Below are 20710 nucleotides of genomic sequence, written 5' to 3'. Positions count from 1 at the left end.
AAGTCCTGGGCAAAGGATCGATACGTGGACAAAAATTCAACATTATGTGAAAAGGGTGAGGATGTTTACATTAGCTGTGCATTCAACTCCAGTTTGGATCAAGACAACTACTTGGGGAAGGTTGCTTCCATTTGCGCGAAGAACAATACATCTCCTGACAGTGGCTATGTACAGTATCGTTTTGGAAAACCGTCCTACGGTGTTGGTCCGGCAAGAATAGAACTGCAGTATCCAGAGCAAAAAATACCACCAAAGGGAATATTCACAATTTACAATTCGAGCAACTCTGAAAGTACCGGGGTCGCTCTTCGCTTTGCACGTGGCGAATACCTTTATTCATTCGAAAGCCTTAACTCCTTCGGCTACAACGTTGTTGCCAGAAAACAAGACAAAAAAGTTTTTAATAAAAACTGTGACCTTCCTGGGTTAGACTATTTAACCGACGATGCGTATCAAGGCATACAAACAGTAGAACTTGGCACAACAAAGATATCCGATGCGAATAAATGCAGCAGCATTGGTCTTCGGGAAGCTTATAGCTCTATGGATGTAGAACGGGTGAATGCATGTATTGTCTACACAAAAACGGATTTGCAAGCCAATGCGAAACCAACCCGTAAACCTGATGGAATATCCCTTTATTCAGTTATTCCATCTGAAAGCCCAAAGCTTGTTTATGAATTTCCATACTTGGGTACGGAAGGGGTTATCACTGACGCATTTTTTCTTCCCGTTGATGATGGGGGAGAAGAACTATTGTTCGTCGTACATCGCATGGAAATACCAAGGGCGTGGGATCCGGCAAGCGATATTTACGATGTTAGTGTTTTTAGATTGGAGGCGGACACATTACTTCTGGACAAAAAGCTCACTCGTTTTTTTCATTTGGGTGGAGATGAAGTGGATAAGCAGGGAAGAACAACATATGCGTACCCGTATAAAGACAAAAAAAGTGTTGAGAAAACGGTAAGCTCGCCTTTGTTTCACGCCATCCATACTGGCAAAATTATCACCGGCTCCATTATGGAAAAAGCATATCTTTATGAGGGCGGCTCGGAGCCGTTGCTACAATACGCGCCAAATATGTATTTAATTAAGGGGGACAAAGTTTTAGCGGAGGATTCGTGGGGTGGATGGTGCAGGGTTTCATATAAAACAACAATAAAAAAAATCACGAAATGGACACAGTGCAAGTCAATTAATTTTTCAGAGAGTTAGGTGAAAACATGCCAATCAGACTGGATAAACTCCCTCCTCCCGCACTATGCCCTCAACCACCTCGTTTTTTGCTTTGGCTCAGCCTGTTGTTGCTGTTCTGTTTGCTGGGCACAGGAGGAACGCTGTTGCTCGGCGATGAAACCTTACCTCAACGGCCTACGGAGTTCTGGCGCGCGGCCTTGGTCTTTCCAATCCTGAGTTGGTTTGTACTGGGTTTCGGACGAGCGCTGTTATACGTCGGCGAACACGGTGCCGCCGAAGGTTGGGATGAAGCGCGTGAAGAAGACCTGATCCGCAAGACTCGACAGGGCCGCCGCTCGCAACAGGTGTTGGGCGTGAGTTTGCAGACGGTGCTTCAGCAGCCTGGCGATGAGGCATCAACACAACTGGAAGCTCTCCTGAGTGGGACGACGGCGTTGAAGTCCCAAGCGTCCAGAATGGATGGAGCAATACTTCGCCATAGTTGTTTATCGTGCGATGCCGATGAAAATCCGGAAGCGCTATTGCTGAGTATATGGGCGCAGACGCTCGCCGACCTGGCGCCAACGTTGGCGCAATTGCCTGCTGATCAACCGCTGGCCCTGTTGCTGGACGTCGACAGCGGTTTGCCGGAGAGCCAGTGGCGCCGAGTCTGGCGGCAGGCGTGGCGCGAATCCGGTATTCGCCAGCTCGTTACCCCTGTCGATGGCAGCGGACTGACTGCAATGGACCTGTGGCTCGACCGGCGTATCCGCGATCGGGCGTTGCTGTTGGTGGTGGCTGTGCAGTTTGCACCGCAGCAGCCTGAAGGCAAGGCAGAAGCCGCCGTCGGGTTGTTGTTTGGCAACCGCCTGACGCAAACCACCTTAGCGCCGATAGCTTTTCTTCACCGCCCGGAACAGGAGCGCACGCCCTCCTCCGATGACCTGTTTTATGCCACGCGCCAGGCCCTTGATTGGGTGCCGCTTGAATCGACATCGATCGAGCGGGTTTGGCGAGTGGGTATCAACGCGCAACGGGCTGTGGATGTTGCGAGCGTACTGAGTAAAGTCCCCATGCCAGTCAATAAAACGGGATTGTGCGACCTCGATGCGATGTTGGGTCATCCAGGCTGTGCGTCACCTTGGCTAGCCATCGCAACTGGGACGCAGGCGATTGCGCGTGGCGCAGGACCGCAATTCATCTTCAGTGGTGGTGCTGCCGCGGCGGGTCTGTGGGGCACGGTGTTGATGCCAGTATCAGCCCCCTTGAAAGCGTAAGCACCGAAAGTCAAAAGATCGCCGCCTGCGACAGCTGCTACAGAGTGAGCAGGCGGCGATCCAACTTGCCGGCGAAGAACGATAACATGGTGCGGCAGATGCACCGCACCGCCGGCTCCTACAATATTTCCGCGCATTCCAGGTTTCAGGTGTGATGAATCTCCCGATCCTTGGTTTCCGGCAGGAAGAAGGTGCCCAGGATGGCCGTCATCACTGCGATGACGATCGGGTACCACAGCCCATAGTAGATATCGCCGGTGGCCGCGACCATGGCGAAGGCCACGGTCGGCAGGAACCCGCCGAACCAGCCGTTGCCGATGTGATAAGGCAGCGACATCGAGGTGTAGCGAATGCGCGCCGGGAACAGTTCCACCAGCCAGGCGGCGATCGGACCATAGACCATGGTCACGTAGATCACCAGGATGGTCAGCAGCAAAAGCACCATCGGGTAGTTGGTCTTGGCCGGATCGGCCTTCTCGGGGTAGCCGGCGTCCTTGAGGGCGGTGCCGAGGGTCGCGACGAAGGCGTCGTTGCGGGTCTTGAAGTCGGCGGCCGGCATGCCGGTGCCTTCGAAGCTTGGGATGACTTTGTCGCCGATGCGCACCTGCGCGACGGTGCCCGGTTCGGCCTTCTCGTTCTTGTAGGGGATGGCCCTTTTCGCCAGCACGGTCTTGGCCAGGTCGCAGGAGCTGGTGAATTTGGCCTTGCCGACCGGGTCGAACTGGAACGAACACTCGTCGGGATCGGCGACCACCGTGACCGGGTTCTTCTCCTGCGCAACGAACACGTCGGGATTACCGTACTGGGTCAACGCATTGAAGATCGGGAAGTAGGTCACCGCTGCGAGGATGCAGCCAGCCATGATGATGCCCTTGCGTCCGATGCGGTCAGACAGGCTGCCGAAAATGACAAAAAATGGCGTACCGATCAACAGCGAACCGGCAATCAGCAGGTTGGCTGTCTGCGCGTCGATCTTGAGCGTTTGCAGCAGGAAGAACAACGCGTAGAACTGCCCGGTGTACCAGACGACGGCCTGGCCGGCGGTACCGCCGAGCAACGCCATGATCACTATCTTGAGGTTCTCCCAGCGGGCGAAGGATTCAGTCAGCGGCGCCTTGGAGGACTTGCCTTCGGCCTTCATCTTCAAGAACACCGGCGACTCGCTGAGCTGCAGGCGGATGTAGACCGAGATGATCAACAGCAGGATCGACAGCAGGAAGGGAATCCGCCAGCCCCAGGCCTCAAATGCTTCGTTGCCGAGGACTGTACGGCAGGCCAGGATCACCAGGAGCGAAAGGAACAGGCCGAGGGTGGCGGTGGTCTGTATCCACGAGGTGAAGTAGCCACGCTTGCCTTTGGGTGCATGTTCGGCCACGTAAGTCGCTGCGCCGCCATACTCGCCACCCAGGGCCAGGCCTTGCAACAGGCGCAGGGTGATCAGGATGATCGGTGCCGCCACGCCAATGGTCGCGTAACCGGGCAAAAAGCCCACGACGGCGGTAGAGATACCCATGATCACAATGGTGATCAGGAAGGTGTGCTTGCGCCCGATCATGTCGCCCAGACGGCCGAACACGATGGCGCCGAAGGGGCGAACGGCGAAGCCTGCGGCGAACGCGAGCAAGGCAAAGATGAAGGACGTTGTCTCGTTGACGCCAGCAAAGAAGTGCTTGGCGATAATCGCGGCAAGAGAGCCGTAGAGATAGAAGTCGTACCATTCGAACACGGTGCCCAGGGACGAGGCGAAAATGACCTTGCGCTCCTCCTTGGTGATCCCGCGGTTGGGCGCGCTGCCCGTGGTTGTGTTGTCGATTGCGGCCATGAGTCTTCTCCGTCTTGCTCTTGTTATAGGCCGGAGTACCCACTGTCTTATAGCCGCACCCAGGCCCTAGGGCTGAAGTCATCGGATTACGGATTGCGCAAAGCATGCACACAGGCTGACGGCCTCGCATCGCTGCAAGGTTTCTAGAAGCATAATCGGCTTCTTGCAGATATCCACTCGTCATCATGGGCAAACGGGATCGAGCGAACGAGCTGTCGTGAGCCTGCGAAGGAGACACTGTGCAGTGGGAAGGTATTTTGTTGCGGGGAGAGGATATTCAGAATGCAATCAGCCGCGCTCGTGCAATGCACGAGCGCGGCTGATCAAAAGATGGCAGGGGCGGCTGGATTCGAACCAACGCATGGCAGGATCAAAACCTGCTGCCTTACCGCTTGGCGACGCCCCTGTAGCGGCTACCTGGAGAGCCGTGGATGGCCCCCTGCAGGAATGGGCGGCAATTTATCAACTTTCTTGCCGCCTGGGAACCCCCCTGCATCATTATTTTATTTTAAAACAGCGACTTACCATCAAGGATCGACCTGTGCCATCAATTCAGGCACCGATTCAGGGCGATTGGCGAACCGCTGGGCCAGCACCGCACAGACCATCAACTGAATCTGGTGGAACAGCATCAGCGGCAGGATCAACACGCCGATGGTGCTGCCGGCGAACAGCACCTGGGCCATCGGCACACCTGTGGCCAGGCTTTTCTTCGAACCACAGAAGAGGATGGTGATGCGGTCTTGCTGGTTGAAACCCAAGGCCTTGCCCAGCACGGTGGACGCCAGCAACACCAACCCCAAGACCACACAGCAGGCGACCACCAGCCCGGCCAGATCGCGCAATGGAATCTGGTGCCAGATGCCTTCGATCACCGCTTCGCTGAAAGCGCCGTACACCACCAGCAGGATCGAGCCCTGATCGACAAATTTAAGCCAGCTCTTGTTACGCGCCACCCAGGCACCGATCCAGCGGCGAGCGATCTGCCCGGCAATGAACGGCAGCAGTAACTGCACACTGATTTTCACGATCGCGTCGAGGGTCGAGCCGCCCTCGCCATGCACGTCCAGCAGCAAGGTCACCAGCAATGGCGTGAGAAAGATCCCGAACAGGCTGGACGCTGCCGCACTGCAAATCGCCGCCGGAATGTTGCCTCGCGCCAACGAGGTAAAGGCAATCGCCGACTGCACGGTGGCTGGCAGCGCGCAGAGGTAGAGCATGCCCATGTACAGGTCGGCGCCGATCATCGGCGACAGCACAGGCTTGAGCGCCAGGCCGAGCAGCGGGAACAGGACGAACGTCAGGCCAAAGACCAGCAAGTGCAAGCGCCAGTGGCCGGCGCCGGCAATGATCGACTCGCGGGACAGCTTTGCGCCGTGCAGGAAAAACAGCAGCGCGATAGCGCTATTGGTCAACCAGCCAAAGCCCACGGCCACCTGGCCACTGGCGGGCAGGAGGCTGGCGAGAAGGACCACGCCGATCAGGGTCAGGGTGAAGTTATCGGGCAAGAAACGGGGGCGGGTCATCGGGATCATCCAGGCGGCCGGGAACGTGCGACCACAATAGCGCGCGCCCTGATTGCCGGCTAACGCTAACAAGCCAGGAGATATCGCCTAACGGACAGGACGACACGCTGATCTTCTGTAGGAGCGAGCATGCTCGCGATGAACCTGAGAGCACCGCTGGGTGTCAGGTTGCCAGCGTTATCGTTGACGTTCATCGCGAGCATGCTCGCTCCTACAAGCCATATCATTTAGCCATCACATCGGCCGGTGCCTTCTCGATCATGCTTGTAGTGCCGTGCGAGCGGGAACGCCGGCAACCAGGACTCGCGCCGCACCGTCCAGCTTTCATAGGTTGGCTGCAACTGGTCAGGGGCATCGAGCGAGCCCAGGTTCACTTCGATTTCGTCGTCGCTGCGGGCAAACACCGACGAGCCACAGCGCGGACAGAAATAGCGCCCGGCGTAGTCGCGCGTTTCGCCCTCGATCGTCACCGCGTCCTCAGGGAAGATCGCCGAGGCGTGAAAGAGCGCCCCGTGGTGTTTGCGGCAATCGAGGCAATGACAGAGGCCAACCCGGTAGGGCTGCCCCGACGCCGTAATCCGCACATTGCCGCACAGGCAGCCGCCAGTAAATCGTTGCATGCCTCGCCTCCTCTTCAAAAGTTTGAAAGTAGCCGTTCAACGACTGTAGAGGCTCACAAACCCTGCGCAGCAAAAACTTGCGAAAAGCGACAGTAGGCTAAGCTTACGTCAGCTTATTGCCTACGATGCTCGCGGCGGCAGTTGTTGGTTTTATCTGGAGAGCGTCTGCAACAGCTATCTCAGACAGGCCCAAACAATTTGCGCAGGATTGCCGTGATGACCGAGCCGTTCCTCAGTTTTGACCAACTCAAGCGTGCTGCCGCCTCTGGCGAGATCGATACCGTACTGGTGTGCATGGTCGACATGCAGGGGCGCCTGGTTGGCAAGCGCTTCCAGGTCGAGTTTTTCATCGACAGCGGCCATGAAGAAACCCACTGCTGCAATTACCTGCTGGCCGACGACATCGACATGGAGCCGGTGCCGGGCTATGCCGCCGCCAGTTGGAGCAAAGGCTACGGCGACTTCGTGCTCAAGCCCGACATGCGCACCTTGCGCAAGGTGCCCTGGCTTGAGTGCACGGCGCTGGTCCTGTGTGACGTGCTGGACCATCACCATCGAGAGGACCTGCCCCACAGCCCGCGGGCGATCCTGAAAAAACAGGTCGAGCGCCTGCGTGAACGCGGCTACACCGGCATGTTCGCTTCAGAACTGGAGTTCTACCTGTTCGACGAGAGCTACGAGGCCATCCACAAGCGCAACTACCACAAGCCGAAAACCGCCGGGCACTACATCGAGGATTACAACATCCTGCAGACCACTCGCGAAGAGCCGGTGCTGCGGGCAATTCGCAAGCATCTGCAGGCCAGCGGCATTCCCGTGGAAAACTCCAAGGGTGAATGGGGCCCGGGCCAGGAAGAAATCAACATCCGTTACGCCGACGCGATGACCATGGCCGACCATCACGTCATCATCAAGCATGCGTGCAAGGAGATCGCTCAACTGCAGGGCAAGGCGATCACCTTCATGGCCAAGTGGCGCTATGACGCCGCCGGCTCCAGCAGCCACATCCACAATTCGCTGTGGGACAAGAACGCCAAGAAGCCGCTGTTCTTCGATGCCAAGGCCGAGTTCGGCATGTCCAAGCTGATGCGTGCCTGGGTGGCTGGGCAGCTCAAGTACGCCAACGACATCACCTGCTTTCTCGCGCCCTATATCAATTCCTACAAGCGCTTCCAGGCCGGCACCTTCGCCCCTACCCGCGCAGTGTGGAGCCGGGACAATCGCACCGCGGGCTTTCGCTTGTGCGCCGAGGGCAGCAAATCGATCCGAATCGAATGTCGCATTGGCGGTGCCGATCTCAATCCTTACCTGGCCTTCGCCGCCTTGATCGCTGCCGGGCTGGCGGGCATCGATGAAAAGCTCGAGCTCGCCGCGCCCTTCGAGGGCGATGCCTACGTAGACGAGCATTTGCCCGAGGTCTCCAAGACTTTGCGTGAGGCCAGTGCCGCATTGCAGAAGTCGAGCATGTTGCGCGAGGCCTTCGGTGACGAGGTCATCGATCACTACGTGCACACCGCCGAATGGGAACAGAAGGAGTACGACCGGCGGATTACCGATTGGGAACTGCAGCGCGGTTTCGAGCGCTATTGAGATTGCCATGACCAAGACGATTCAACTCATCTCCCCGGTCGATGGCCGGGTTTATGCTGAACGTCCCTGCGCCGATACCGGCCAGCTCTATCGGGCACTGGCGGCGGCGGCCGATACCCAGGCGCAGTGGAAACGCCGGCCGCTGAACGAACGTGCGGCCATTTGCAGCGCAGCGGTGGACGCAATGCTGGCCATGAAGGATGACATCGTCCCGGAACTGGCCTGGCAGATGGGTCGACCGGTGCGCTTCGGCGCCGGCGAACTGCGTGGTTTCGAAGAACGTGCGCGGCACATGATCGCCATTGCGCCTGAAGCTCTGGCAGCGGTGGAGCCCGGGCCTGTCGCGGGTTTCAAGCGCTATATCAAGCGCGAACCGCTGGGCACGGTGCTGGTGATCGCCCCGTGGAATTACCCTTATTTGACGGCAGTCAACTCGGTCATTCCGGCGCTGATGGCTGGCAACAGCGTCATCCTCAAACACGCTTCGCAAACCCTGCTGGTGGGTGAGCGTTTCGCCGAAGCTTTTCGTCGGGCGCATCTGCCTGAAGGGTTGTTCCAGAACCTGGTGCTTGACCACGCCTCGACTGCGCTGGCCATCGCCTCCGGCGACATACAGCAGGTGAATTTCACCGGCTCGGTGGAGGCCGGCAAGATCGTCCAGCAGGCGACACTCACAGGCTTCATTGGCACCGGCCTGGAGCTCGGCGGCAAGGACCCTGCCTACGTTCGGGCCGATGCCGACCTCGAACACGCGGTGGAAAACCTGGTGGACGGCAGCTTCTTCAACTCGGGACAAAGTTGTTGCGCCGTGGAGCGCATCTATGTCGATCAGACAATCTATCCGGCCTTCATCCAGCGTTTCGCCGAATTGACCCGCCGGTACGTGCTGGGCAATCCATTGGACCGCGCCACCACCCTCGGACCGATGGTGAATCCACAAGCGGCCGATTTCGTGCGCGGGCAGATCGCCGAGGCATTGAGTGAGGGCGCCAGGGCGCTGATCGACGCGTTAGCCTTCGCCTCCGATGTGCCCGGCAGCGCCTATCTGGCTCCACAAGTGCTGGTGGATGTGAACCATCAGATGTCGGTGATGCGCGATGAAAGCTTCGGGCCAGTGGTCGGCATCATGCCAGTTGCCGGCGACGACGAGGCCGTTGCCTTGATGAACGACAGTGAGTTCGGGCTCAGCGCGTCCATCTGGACCCGGGACCTGGCCGCCGCCGAACGCCTGGGCGAGCAGATCGAAACCGGCACCCTGTTCATGAATCGCTGCGACTACCTGGACCCGACCCTGGCTTGGACAGGGGTCAAGAACAGTGGCCGCGGCGTGACCCTTTCCCGCTTGGGATACGAACACCTGACCCGTGCCAAATCCTTCCATCTGCGCCACGAGATCTGAGCCATGAGCCTGACTGGAAACTGGAACTACCCCACGAGCATCCGCTTCGGTGTCGGCCGCATCGCGGAACTGGCCGAGACCTGTCGCAGCCAGGGTATCCAGCGCCCGCTGCTGGTCACCGACAGCGGCCTGGGGCGTGCGTCGATCACCACGGCTGCGCTGGATGCCTTGCGCGATGCAGGGCTGGGCGCCGCGCTGTTCTGCGACCTCAAGCCCAACCCGGTCGAAGCCAACCTGGCAGGCGGGCTCGACGCCTGGCGCGCGGGCAACCACGATGGCGTGGTGGCCTTTGGCGGAGGCAGCGGCCTGGACATGGGCAAGCTCATCGCCTTCATGAGTGGCCAGACCCGCCCGGTCTGGGATTTCGAAGACATCGGCGACTACTGGACCCGCGCCGATGAAAGCCGCATTGCCCCGGTCATCGCGGTGCCGACCACCGCGGGTACGGGCTCGGAAGTGGGGCGCGCCGCGGTGATCATCGACGATCGCACCCACACCAAGCGCATCATCTTCCACCCGAAAATGATGCCGCGCGTGGTCATCAGCGATCCCGCCCTGACCGTCGGCATGCCGGCCAAAGTCACCGCAGGCACAGGCATGGACGCCTTGGCGCACTGCCTGGAGTCCTACTGCGCCCCTGGTTTCCACCCCATGGCCGATGGCATTGCGGTCGAAGGCATGCGCCTGGTGAGCAATGCCCTGGTGCGTGCCGTCCACACCCCTTCGGACCTCGATGCACGCGGGCAAATGCTGGCGGCGGCGGCGATGGGCGCCACTGCATTCCAGAAAGGCCTGGGCGGGATGCACGCCCTCGCGCATCCGATCGGCGCGCTGTACGACACCCACCACGGCATGACCAACGCCACACTGATGCCCTACGTGCTGAAGTTCAATCGTCCGGCCATCGAGGAACGCATCACACGCCTGGCGGCGTACCTGCACCTGCCCTCCCCGGGCTTCGACAGCTTCCTGGCCTTCGTCCTCAAATTGCGCAAGGACATCGCCGTGCCGCATACGCTGTTCGAGCTGGGGGTGGATGACCAGCAAGCCGACCTGATCGCCGACATGGCGGTGGTCGACCCGTCGGCCGGCGGCAACCCGCTGCCCTTGACCCGGGCCGGTGTAGCGGAAATTTTCCAGGCGGCCCTCCACGGCCGCCTTCTGTAGGAGCGAGCACGCTCGCGATGGACGCCAACGATTACGCGGGGAACCTGACTGTGGGAGCGAGCCTGCTCGCGATGAACCTCAACGATAACGCGGGGAACCTGACGCCCCGAGTAATCGTTAACCTCCATCGCGAGCATGCTCGCTGCTACACAAAAGCAGGCAGGTTTCACCGATAGGAAACAGGAGCAGTACGACAAGGGGTTGAAAGCCAATCCATCCGGAGCGCCGGATGGCTGCGTATCAAAACCTGAAGGGGCACACGACAATGAACCCAGCAAGCCAGCCCGGCACCGACGCGCACGACGATGACGTCAAGGTGCTGCACAGCATGGGCTACGCCCAGCAGTTGTCGCGACGAATGGGGGTTTTCTCCAACTTTGCGATTTCCTTTTCGATCATCTGCATCCTTTCCGGTGGCATCAACTCACTGGCCCAGGGCACCTCGGGCGCCGGCGGCGCGTCGATCGGTATCGGCTGGCCGATTGGTTGCCTGATTTCCGGCGTGTTCGCCCTGGCCATGGCGCAGATTTCCTCGGCCTACCCCACCGCAGGCGGCCTGTATCACTGGGGCTCGATCCTCGGCAACCGTTTTACCGGCTGGCTCACGGCCTGGTTCAACCTGCTGGGGCTGGTCACGGTGCTCGGGGCGATCAACGTCGGCACCTATTACTTCTTTTTCGGCGCCTTTGGCCCCACGCTGGGCATGGAAGACACCACCACGACCCGGGTGATTTTCCTGGCGATCCTCACGGGTCTCCAGGCCCTGTGCAATCACCTGGGGATCGGCCTGACCGCCAGGCTCACCGATTTCTCCGGCTACCTGATCTTCGCCACCGCACTGGCGCTGACCATCGTCTGCTTGATATCAGCCCCCAGCTACGAGTTCTCCCGGCTGGTGACCTTCGGCAACTACTCTGGCGCGGCGGGTGGCGGCGTCTGGCCGGAAGTCTCCAACAGCTGGGTCTTCATGCTCGGCCTGCTGCTGCCGATCTACACCATCACTGGCTACGACGCCTCTGCCCACACCTCGGAGGAAACCCGCAATGCGGCCATGTCGGTGCCGCGGGGAATGGTCATGTCGGTGGTCTGGTCGCTGCTGTTCGGCTGGGTGATGCTCAGCGCATTCGTGCTGATGTTGCCGAGCATGGACGAAGCGGCCAAGCAAGGCTGGAGCGTGTTCTTCTGGGCCATGAATACCCAAGTTAACCCGCTGCTCAAGGACGGCTTGTACGTGGCGATTTTCATCTCGCAGGTGCTCTGTGGCCTGGCGACCGTGACCTCGGTTTCACGCATGATCTTCGCGTTTTCCCGCGACGGCGGCCTGCCTTGCTCCAAAGCCCTGGCCTCGGTTTCGCCAACCTTTCGCAGCCCGGTGGCAGCCATTTGGACCGGTGCCACACTGGCGGTGCTGTTCGTCTGGGGATCGTCGGTGATATCGATCGGAGAAACGCCGGTGTACACCATCGTGGTCTCCTGCACGGTGATCTTCCTGTTCTTCTCCTTCATCATTCCCATCGTGCTGGGCCTGTTTGCCTACGGGAGCGCAAAATGGCCGACCATGGGGCCGTGGAACATGGGGCGCTTCTGGTACACGGTGTTCGCCCTGCTCTCGGTCGTGTCGATGGTGATCATTTTCGTCATCGGCATCCAGCCACCGAACGACTGGGCGTTGTACATCACCATCGGCTTCCTGGTGTTGACGGCCATCGTCTGGTTCGGTTTCGAAGCGCGACGCTTCCAGGGACCGCCGGTGGGCGACGTGATCCTCAAGCGCCAGGCTGAAATCGCGGCGGCGGAAGCAGCGTTGAACAAACGCTGAAACAACCGCGACTGCCTACCTGTAGGAGCGAGCATGCTCGCGAAAAACCAGAGGGCGCTGCGGGGCATCTGGTTCAACGTGTTATCGTTCACGACCATCGCGAGCATGCTCGCTCCTACAGTGAACCTTGCGCCTGTTCGACAGTAGGCGCCCTCCCGCAGCGCGACGACATGGACGGTCGCCATTTCACGCCAGGCTCGCCCCTGCCGATAAGCCTGTTCCTGGCGCAACAGCAAAATCATCATGTGCTCCGTTCGTTCTTTCATACGTCGCAGACTTCACTGCCCGTATCCCCCTGTCTGGAGTTTTCTCAATGCCCTCGCCCCAATCCCTGTCCGCCGCGTTGCTGGGCCTGGCCCTTGTTTGTCCGGCGATCGCCCAGGGCCAGGGCCTGGAGTTGGGGCAAGTGCTGATCGGGGCCGACAACCCGAGTGACGAGGACCAGGGGATCGAGGACGCCAAGGCGCGGCTCGACCAGGTACCCGGCGGCACCAACGTGGTCGACATGCGCCGCCCCCTGCAGGGCCGGGTAGCGAGCAATCAGGATGTGCTGGCTTATCAGCCAGGCATCTATGCCCAGTCGGCAGGCAATGAAGGCGTGAAGATCTCGATCCGCGGGTCGGGCATCAACCGTGCGCCGGGCGCCCATGCCTCGGGCCTGTACGCCATGCTCGACGGCCTGCCGCTGACCGGTCCCGGCGGCACGCCCTATGAGCTGCTGGAGCCGCTATGGCTTGACCATGTGGAGGTGCTGCGCGGCGCCAACGGTTTCGACCGCGGTGCCCTGGCCTTGGGCGGGGCCATCGATTACGTCAGCCATACCGGCTACAACGCACCACGGTTGCAGGTGCGCTACGCGACGGGCAGCCACGGTTATCAGCAGCGCCAGGTCAGCTCCGGGCAGGTGCTGGGGGACTTCGACTACTACCTGGCCCTGACCGACGCCCGTTCGGACGGCTACCAGGATCACTCCGCCAGCGAGAGCCAGGGCGCCATCGCCAACTTCGGCTATCGCTTCAACCCGAACCTGGAAACGCGCTTCTACCTGCGCTACCGCCAGACCGACAACGACCTCGCCGGCCGGGTCACCAAACACTCCATCGAGCACGACCCGCGCGCGGCCAACCCCGCCTACGTGGCGCGCGACGATCGCCGTGAACAGCCGGGCAGCACCTTCATCGGCAACAAGACCACCTGGTTCATCGATGACGATTCGAGCATCCTGGCCGGCCTTGCCTACCATGACTACCCCATGGACTTGCGCGAAGGCCCCAACCGCCTGAAGGTGGCGTACACGGATGTCAGCGGCACCCTCGACTACAAGCGTCGCGACACCCTCTGGGGCCTGCAAAGCCAGAGCACGCTGGGCCTGCGCGTGACCAAGCACCTGCCCAACGCCGGCGCCAGCGAGCAGGTGCGCATCCCCACCGGCAACACGGCCGGTTATGCGCCAGGCACGCCCATGCGCAACTTCACCTACCAGGGTTCGGACAGCGTCCTGCATGCGGGCAATGACCTGGAGATTGCAGACGACCTATGGCTGACCACGGGCCTGGCAGCCATCTACACCCGCCGGGAAAGCGCGGTGACTTACCCGCAAGGCGGTGGCAAGACCAGTCAGGGCGACTGGGACTATGCCCCGCGCCTGGGGCTGCGCTACCAACTCACGCCCGACCTGCAACTGTTCGGCAACCTCAGTCGCTCGGTCGAGGCGCCGCACCCCTGGTCGCTGATCTACAGCTCCAACATCCGCTTCCCGGCAGGCAGCGGCCCCGCCACCGGCACCCAGCGTGATCCAGTCGAGCTGCAAAACCAGACCGCGACCACCCTGGAACTGGGCGGTCGCGGCGACAGCGCGATGGGCCAATGGAGCCTGGCCTGGTACTACGCCCAGGTGCGCCACGAACTGCTCTCGGTATTGCCGGATGCCAACGCCACCACGCCTTACGAACTCAACGCCAGCCCCACCGTGCACCAGGGCGTGGAAGCCAGCCTGTCGAGCAACCTGTGGTCGGGTAACGATGGCGGTCAACTGAGCCTGCGCCAGAGCTACACCTTCAGTGACTTCCATTACCAGGACGACGAGCGCTTCGGCGACAACCGCCTGCCGGGCCTGCCGATGCACTACTACCAGGGCGAACTGCGCTACGACTGGCCCCAGGGATTCTTCGCCGCGCTCAACACGCAATGGGTGTCCAAGGTGGCGGTCGACTACGCCAACAGCTACTACGCCGATCCCTACGCGCTGTTCGGCGCGACCCTGGGCTACAACGCGCCCAAGGGTGACTGGCAGACCTGGGTGGACATGCGCAACCTGACCGACAAGCACTACGCCGCTACCGTCACGCCGGGCTACGACGACAAAGGGCTGGACGCGGCGCGGTCGACGCCGGGTGAAGGTATGGGGGTGTATGTCGGGGTGTCGTGGAGCCTGCTGTAAGACATAGGCAGGAAATCCGGCACCCAAGAGTCAACGCCCTGCGCAGATTTTGTAGGAGCTGGCTTGCCAGCGATGAGGCCAGACAGGTAAATGCAATATTCGAGGTCGCCTTCGCCGGCAAGCCGGGCTCCTACAGGCCAGTGGTGATCACGACGCCTCGCCCGGTGCAAACAAACACCGAAGGAGCCAGGCTTGCCGGCGAAGAGGGCCGAAAGGTCAGCGCAACATTCTACGCAGCCTTCGCCGGTAATCCGGGCCGTTACAGATCAGGCTAAGAGGTTCTCGCCCCCGGATTCTGCCAGAACGCGGGATCGGCACTCTTGAGCCGCTCGACCGCATTGTTGATGTGGTTGAGCGCGGCATGGCGCGCGCCTTCGGGGTCTCGTGCGGCGATGGCCTCGTACACGGCGGAGTGTTCGACATGCACCGTCCTGGCCAGGTCGTGGCGACGCTCTTCATTGGAGCGGGTGATGCGGATCGCTTCCTTGATGTACTGCGCGATGAACTCGTGCAGTGACGGGTACAGCGGATTGCCCGTTGCCCTGGAAATGGAGTGATGGAACGCCAGGTCTTCCTCGACGCCATCGCGCCCCGCCTGCTCGGCGGCATCGATGGCCTTGAGCGCCTGGTGGATGGCCTCCAGTTGCGCCGGCGAATGCCGCTGTGCCGCCAGTGCCGCAGCCTCCCCTTCTATACCGCGACGCAGTTCGGTGACCCGCAATACCGCCTCGATCGAGCCGCTGACGTCCAGGTCGATGGTGAACGCCTTGATGTGCGCACCTTCGCTGACGACGGTGCCGCTGCCTTGGCGGACCTCGACCAGGCCGGCTGACTTCAGGCGCGAGATCGCCTCGCGGATGACCGTCCTGCTCACCCCGAAACGCTCCGAGAGCACGGGCTCAGTGGGCAGGCGAGCACCCGGCAGTACTTCGCCGTTGGCGATATAGGCCTTCAGGGCCGCCGTCACCTGATCGGACAGCGTGCCCTTGGCGGAGTCCTTCAGAACGGCCAGTGCCTCGGCGGAACAGGGGGATTTGTCAGGAGTGGGCATAGGCATCTCTGGGCTCAAATCGGTGAACGGTACTGCATTTTAGACCCGTCGTCCTCTTTGGATTCTACGCCTTGAATTCGTATGACGTATTATGATAAAAAACCGCTGCTCATGTAAATCCGACAAAAACAACGTCACCCACTACAAAAATAAGGATGGGGGAAACACATGACTGAATCAGTGATTCAAACCGGTGCCATCGCGCCCGCCGATCGCTTCGAGGACCTTGCGTATCGCAAAGCCGCGTGGCGTATCCTGCCGCTGTTACTGCTGTGCTACCTCGTCGCCTATCTGGATCGGGTGAACGTGGGTTTCGCCAAACTGCAGATGTCCGACGATCTGCAGTTTTCCGAAGCCGTCTACGGTCTCGGCGCAGGGATCTTCTTCATTGCCTACTTCCTCGTGGAAATTCCCAGCAACCTGATCCTGCATCGCGTCGGTGCGCGGTTGTGGATCGCACGCATCATGATCACCTGGGGCATCATCTCCTCGGCCATGGCCCTGGTCAGTACGCCGATGTCCTTCTACATCATGCGCTTCCTGCTGGGCATCGCCGAGGCCGGGTTCTACCCGGGTGTCATCCTCTACCTGTCCTACTGGTTCCCGACCCATCGCCGCGGCAAGATGTACGCCCTGTTCGCCACGGCAGTGCCGCTCTCGGGACTGATCGGTGCGCCCCTGTCCGGCTGGATCATGAGCGCCTTCAACGGTGACCACGGGTTTGCTGGCTGGCAATGGCTGTTCTTTCTCGAAGGGTTGCCTTCGATCGCCGTCGGTATCCTGGTGATCTTCTGCCTCAGCGACCGCATCTCCAGTGCCGGCTGGCTCACCCGGGAAGAGAAAACCCTGCTGCAAACCCGCATCGACGCCGAAACTGCAGGCCATCAAACCCACAGCCTCAAAGAGGTGTTCCTGCAGCCGCGCATCTGGCTGCTGACGGCGATCTATTTCTGCATGATCGCCGGCTTCTATACCGTGGGCTTCTGGTTGCCGACGCTGATCCGCCAGGCCGGTGTCAGCGATGTCTTGCAGGTCGGCATGCTCACCGCCATTCCTTATGCCGCCGCCGCAATGACCATGATCCTGGTGTCGCGTAGCGCCGACCGGTTGCGCGAGCGTCGCTGGCACCTGGCGCTGACCGCGGTGCTGGGCGGTATCGGCCTGTTCATCTCCGCCACCTGGAGCGACAACTTCACGATTTCGATGATCGGCCTGACCCTGGGTTCCATGGGGGCCATGAGCACCCTGCCGCTGTTCTGGAGCCTGCCTACCGCCTTCCTCGGTGGCACCGCCGCGGCCGCCGGCATTGCCCTGATCAACTCCTGGGGCAACCTCGCGGGTTTCGTCTCGCCGTACCTGATGGGCTTCCTCAAGGACACGACCCACAGCACCACGATCGGCATGTATGTGATGGCAAGCGCGTTGTTCCTCGGCGCCCTGCTGGTCTTCCGAATTCCCGGAAAACTCGTCAACCGTTGACGTTTGGAGTAACTCATGAAAATTCTCGTGACCGGTGCAGCCGGCTTCCTTGGCCGCCGTCTGATCGAAGCCCTGCTGCTGCGCGGCTCGCTGACCGACCGTGCAGGCCAGCCCCAGCCCATCGGGCAAATCGTCGCCTTCGACAGGGTCGCGCTCGAGGGCATCGATGATCCGCGGGTAACGGTGGTGTGTGGCGATATCGCCAACCCTGAAGTGCTGGACAGCCTGATCGACGCCAGCACCGACAGCATCTTCCATTTGGCTGCGGTGGTTTCCAGCCAGGCGGAGGCCGACTTCGAACTGGGCATGCGCATCAACTTCACCGCGACCCAGAACATGCTCGAACGCATTCGCTTGCTCGGTACCTGCCCAAAATGGGTGATGACCAGCTCCGTCGCGGTATTCGGCGGGCAACTGCCGGAACGCGTGCGCGATGATCAGGTGTGGGCACCGCAGAGTTCCTATGGCACGCAAAAAGCCATGAACGACCTGCTGCTCGCCGACTACAGCCGACGCGGTTTTGTCGATGGCCGCAGCCTGCGCATGCCGACCATCGTGGTGCGCCCGGGAAAACCCAACCTGGCCGCTTCCAGCTTCGCCAGCGGGATCATCCGCGAACCGCTCAACGGCCAGCCCAGCGTGTGTCCGGTGCCCCTCGATACGCGGCTCTGGCTGATGTCGCCAGCGCAGGCGATCGCCAACCTGATCCATGGTCATGAGCTGGCCGGCGAGCAGATGACCGAGGGTCGGGTGATCAACATGCCGGGCCTGTCGATTACCGTCGAACAGATGATCGATGCCCTGCGCGAGGTCGCTGGTACGGAAGTGGCCGCGCGGATCAGCCTGGAGCGCAATCCGGCGATCGAGCGCATCGTCGGTTCGTGGCCGGGGTCCTTTTGTGCCACCTATTCCCGGGACCTGGGCTTCACCGCAGATGAAGATTTCCGCGCTGTGATCAAGCAGTACATGACTGATTATCTGCCCGGATGAGGAACCCGACATGTTGAATGCCCCTGCCCGCCCTCTGCTGGGCTGCATCGCTGACGATTTCACCGGTGCCACGGACCTTGCCAACATGCTGGTGCGCGGCGGCATGCGCACCGTGCAAAGCATCGGCATACCCGGCGCCGAGGTTGCCGAACACCTCGACGCCGATGCGATCGTCATCGCCCTGAAGTCTCGCACCGTGCCGGCCGCCGACGCCGTTGAGGCGTCGCTCGAAGCGCTGCGCTGGCTGCGCGAACGTGGCTGCGAACAGATTTTCTTCAAGTACTGCTCGACGTTCGACTCGACCGCTGACGGCAACATCGGCCCGGTGAGCGAAGCCTTGCTGGAAGCGCTGGACAGTGATTTCACCCTGGCCTGCCCCGCCTTCCCGGAGAACGGGCGCACGGTCTTTCGTGGGCATTTGTTCGTGCAGGACCAGTTGCTCAGCGAGTCGGGCATGCAGCATCACCCGCTGACACCGATGACAGACGCGAACCTTGTTCGGGTGCTGCAAGCGCAGAGTCAGGGCAAAGTCGGCCTGCTGCGCCATGACACGGTGTCCAAAGGCGTGGAGAGCATTCGCACGCGCATCACGCAGCTTCGCGCCGAGGGTGTGCGCATGGCGATCGCAGATGCGGTGACCGATGCCGACCTGCATCTGCTGGGCGAAGCTTGCGCCGGTCTTGCGCTACTGACGGGTGGTTCAGGGCTGGCGCTGGGCTTGCCGGATAACTTCCGACGGGCTGGCAAACTTCGCGAGCTGGACGCCACCCTGGTACCAAAAGTCGACGGCGGCGAAGTGGTGCTCGCGGGCAGCGCTTCGCAAGCCACCAATGGGCAAGTGGCGAGCTGGCTGCAGGCCGGTCGCCCAGCCTTTCGGATCGACCCTTTGGCCTTGGCGGCGGGAGCGCCGGTCATCGAACAGGCACTGGCCTTCGTCGCTGACACGGCGGAAACGGTACTGATCTACGCCACCAGCTCCCCGGATGAGGTCAAGGCCGTACAACGTGAACTGGGTACCGAGCGCGCGGGGAATATGGTCGAGCAGGCCATGGGCCGGATAGCCAGCGGGCTACACCAGGCCGGGATACGGCGCTTTGTGGTCGCCGGGGGAGAAACCTCCGGGGCCGTGGTGCAAGCCCTGGATATCCAGCTGTTGCAGATCGGTGCGCAAATTGATCCGGGGGTGCCCGCTTGCGTCAGCACGCCCGGCGAACCACTGGCCCTGGCACTCAAGTCTGGCAACTTCGGTGGCCCTGACTTCTTCGCCAAGGCTCTGAAACACCTGGCGGGAGTTCAAGCATGAGCAACGAAAACGCCCTGCGCGAAGAAATCTGTGACGTCGGCAGCCAGTTGTACAGCCGTGGCTACACGGTAGGCAGTGCCGGCAACATCAGCGCCCGGCTCGACGATGGCTGGTTGATCACACCCACGGACGCCTGCCTGGGCCGTCTGGACCCGGCCGCCATTTCCAAGGTCAACCTGGCCGGGGAATGGGTCAGCGGCGACAAACCGTCGAAGACCCTGGGCTTGCACCGTGAGGTCTATGATCGCAACCCGGGTGTCGGCGGCGTGGTCCATACCCATTCCACGCATTTGGTGGCGTTGACGCTGGCCGGGGTCTGGCAGCAGGATGACATCCTGCCGCCGCTGACGCCCTATCAGGTGATGAAGGTCGGGCATATCCCGTTGATCGGCTATGAACGTCCCGGCTCGCCGAAGGTAGCCGAGCGGGTGGCGCAACTGGCCAACAGCGTGCGCGGGGTGATGCTCGAACGCCTGGGTCCGGTGGTGTGGGAAAGCTCGGTGTCGAAGGCCAGTTATGCCCTGGAAGAGCTGGAAGAAACCGCACGCCTGTGGCTGATGAGCAACCCCAAGCCGGCCCCGCTCGACCAGGCCGCGCTGGATGAGCTGCGCGAAGTTTTTGGCGTGCAGTGGTAACCCCCCGGGCCTTGCGCTAAATGCATTTGTAGGAGCGAGCCTGCTCGCGATGGACGACAACGATAACGCTGGAAGCCTGACACCCTGCAGCGCTCTCAGGCTTTTCGCGAGCAGGCTCGCTCCTACAAGCAATGCTGTTTACTTAAGCTTGACGTTATATGTATGGATTGGATTGGATTGGATTGGATTGGGAGCTTATCCGTTTGTTCGGTGATGGCGGCTGGCGGTTTCGCTCTTACAGCGACTCACTTTTCCAAACGCCGGAGTGCCGGCCCAGCAAAAAGTAAGCAAAAGGCTTTGCCCCACCACTCGGTGCCTCGCCAGGGCTCGGCATGTCCTCACTCCGGCATTGCTCCGTGGGTCGCCGCGATGGGCCATCCATGGCCCAGCGCGGCTAAACCGGCGTCCTGCCG

15 protein-coding genes and 1 tRNA gene are annotated in these 20710 nt (G+C 61.0%); 11 read left to right on the top strand and 5 right to left on the bottom strand.

Features of this window, described 5'->3' with window-relative positions; all coding sequences use genetic code 11:
* The first annotated feature begins 24 nt into the window (after positions 1-24).
* Both AC1Q8Q_RS27685 and AC1Q8Q_RS27680 read left to right on the top strand, forming a co-directional pair.
* Entirely contained in the window at positions 25-1218 is a 1194-nt protein-coding gene (locus AC1Q8Q_RS27685; protein WP_141195470.1) for a hypothetical protein, read from the top strand.
* A 125-nt stretch (positions 1219-1343) separates the two neighbouring features.
* Positions 1344-2456 (top strand): hypothetical protein, encoded by a 1113-nt coding sequence (locus tag AC1Q8Q_RS27680; protein WP_492615760.1) that lies wholly within the window; start codon positions 1344-1346, stop codon positions 2454-2456.
* A gap of 145 nt (positions 2457-2601) precedes the next feature.
* Here AC1Q8Q_RS27680 and AC1Q8Q_RS27675 read toward each other — a convergent pair whose 3' ends face one another.
* The 4 genes from AC1Q8Q_RS27675 to AC1Q8Q_RS27660 all read right to left on the bottom strand — a co-directional run bounded on the left by AC1Q8Q_RS27675 (position 2602) and on the right by AC1Q8Q_RS27660 (position 6424).
* Positions 2602-4278: an MFS transporter gene (locus AC1Q8Q_RS27675; protein WP_020796412.1), complete on the bottom strand. Its 1677-nt coding sequence runs from the start codon at positions 4276-4278 to the stop codon at positions 2602-2604.
* Positions 4279-4609: 331 nt separating this feature from the next.
* Positions 4610-4684, bottom strand: a tRNA-Gln gene (locus AC1Q8Q_RS27670).
* Positions 4685-4805: 121 nt separating this feature from the next.
* On the bottom strand, positions 4806-5804 hold the full coding sequence (locus AC1Q8Q_RS27665; RefSeq protein ID WP_083348878.1) for a bile acid:sodium symporter family protein: 999 nt from the start codon (positions 5802-5804) through the stop codon (positions 4806-4808).
* A gap of 227 nt (positions 5805-6031) precedes the next feature.
* On the bottom strand, positions 6032-6424 hold the full coding sequence (locus AC1Q8Q_RS27660) for a GFA family protein (RefSeq protein ID WP_020796415.1): 393 nt from the start codon (positions 6422-6424) through the stop codon (positions 6032-6034).
* 216 nt (positions 6425-6640) lie between these two features.
* Here AC1Q8Q_RS27660 and AC1Q8Q_RS27655 point away from each other — a divergent pair, with 216 nt between their 5' ends.
* The 5 genes from AC1Q8Q_RS27655 to AC1Q8Q_RS27635 all read left to right on the top strand — a co-directional run bounded on the left by AC1Q8Q_RS27655 (position 6641) and on the right by AC1Q8Q_RS27635 (position 14839).
* Positions 6641-8014, top strand: coding sequence for a glutamine synthetase family protein (locus tag AC1Q8Q_RS27655; protein ID WP_020796416.1), 1374 nt, complete (start codon positions 6641-6643; stop codon positions 8012-8014).
* A 7-nt stretch (positions 8015-8021) separates the two neighbouring features.
* Positions 8022-9413 carry an aldehyde dehydrogenase family protein gene (locus AC1Q8Q_RS27650; RefSeq protein ID WP_492615759.1) on the top strand — a complete coding sequence of 464 codons (1392 nt, stop codon included), beginning with the start codon at positions 8022-8024 and terminating at the stop codon, positions 9411-9413.
* 3 nt (positions 9414-9416) lie between these two features.
* The gene (locus tag AC1Q8Q_RS27645) at positions 9417-10580 is read left to right on the top strand and encodes an iron-containing alcohol dehydrogenase (RefSeq protein ID WP_432669444.1); all 1164 of its coding nucleotides are present in this window, start codon (positions 9417-9419) and stop codon (positions 10578-10580) included.
* A 265-nt stretch (positions 10581-10845) separates the two neighbouring features.
* The gene (locus tag AC1Q8Q_RS27640) at positions 10846-12399 is read left to right on the top strand and encodes an amino acid permease (RefSeq protein WP_168757902.1); all 1554 of its coding nucleotides are present in this window, start codon (positions 10846-10848) and stop codon (positions 12397-12399) included.
* Positions 12400-12712: 313 nt separating this feature from the next.
* On the top strand, positions 12713-14839 hold the full coding sequence (locus AC1Q8Q_RS27635; protein ID WP_492615758.1) for a TonB-dependent receptor family protein: 2127 nt from the start codon (positions 12713-12715) through the stop codon (positions 14837-14839).
* Between the two features lie 271 nt (positions 14840-15110).
* Here the strand turns inward: AC1Q8Q_RS27635 and AC1Q8Q_RS27630 are convergent, their stop codons facing one another.
* Entirely contained in the window at positions 15111-15896 is a 786-nt protein-coding gene (locus tag AC1Q8Q_RS27630; RefSeq protein ID WP_033043139.1) for a FadR/GntR family transcriptional regulator, read from the bottom strand.
* Positions 15897-16058: 162 nt separating this feature from the next.
* Here AC1Q8Q_RS27630 and AC1Q8Q_RS27625 point away from each other — a divergent pair, with 162 nt between their 5' ends.
* From AC1Q8Q_RS27625 to otnC, 4 genes are read left to right on the top strand one after another with little or no spacing between them, the layout of a single operon-like run.
* Positions 16059-17369, top strand: coding sequence for an MFS transporter (locus AC1Q8Q_RS27625; protein ID WP_020796424.1), 1311 nt, complete (start codon positions 16059-16061; stop codon positions 17367-17369).
* A gap of 15 nt (positions 17370-17384) precedes the next feature.
* Positions 17385-18359, top strand: coding sequence for a D-erythronate dehydrogenase (denD, locus tag AC1Q8Q_RS27620; RefSeq protein ID WP_168757900.1), 975 nt, complete (start codon positions 17385-17387; stop codon positions 18357-18359).
* 10 nt (positions 18360-18369) lie between these two features.
* Complete coding sequence (otnK, locus tag AC1Q8Q_RS27615; protein WP_020796426.1) at positions 18370-19662, top strand: 3-oxo-tetronate kinase; 1293 nt, start codon at positions 18370-18372, stop codon at positions 19660-19662.
* Positions 19659-20297, top strand: coding sequence for a 3-oxo-tetronate 4-phosphate decarboxylase (gene otnC / locus AC1Q8Q_RS27610; protein ID WP_492599175.1), 639 nt, complete (start codon positions 19659-19661; stop codon positions 20295-20297). Before otnK ends, otnC begins: the two co-directional genes overlap by 4 nt.
* The last annotated feature ends 413 nt before the right edge of the window (positions 20298-20710 follow it).

Source organism: Pseudomonas sp. GW823-FHT06B06 (assembly GCF_058795195.1).
The sequence above is the reverse complement of the archived record's forward strand: the minus strand, read 5'-3'. Positions and strand labels throughout refer to the sequence as shown.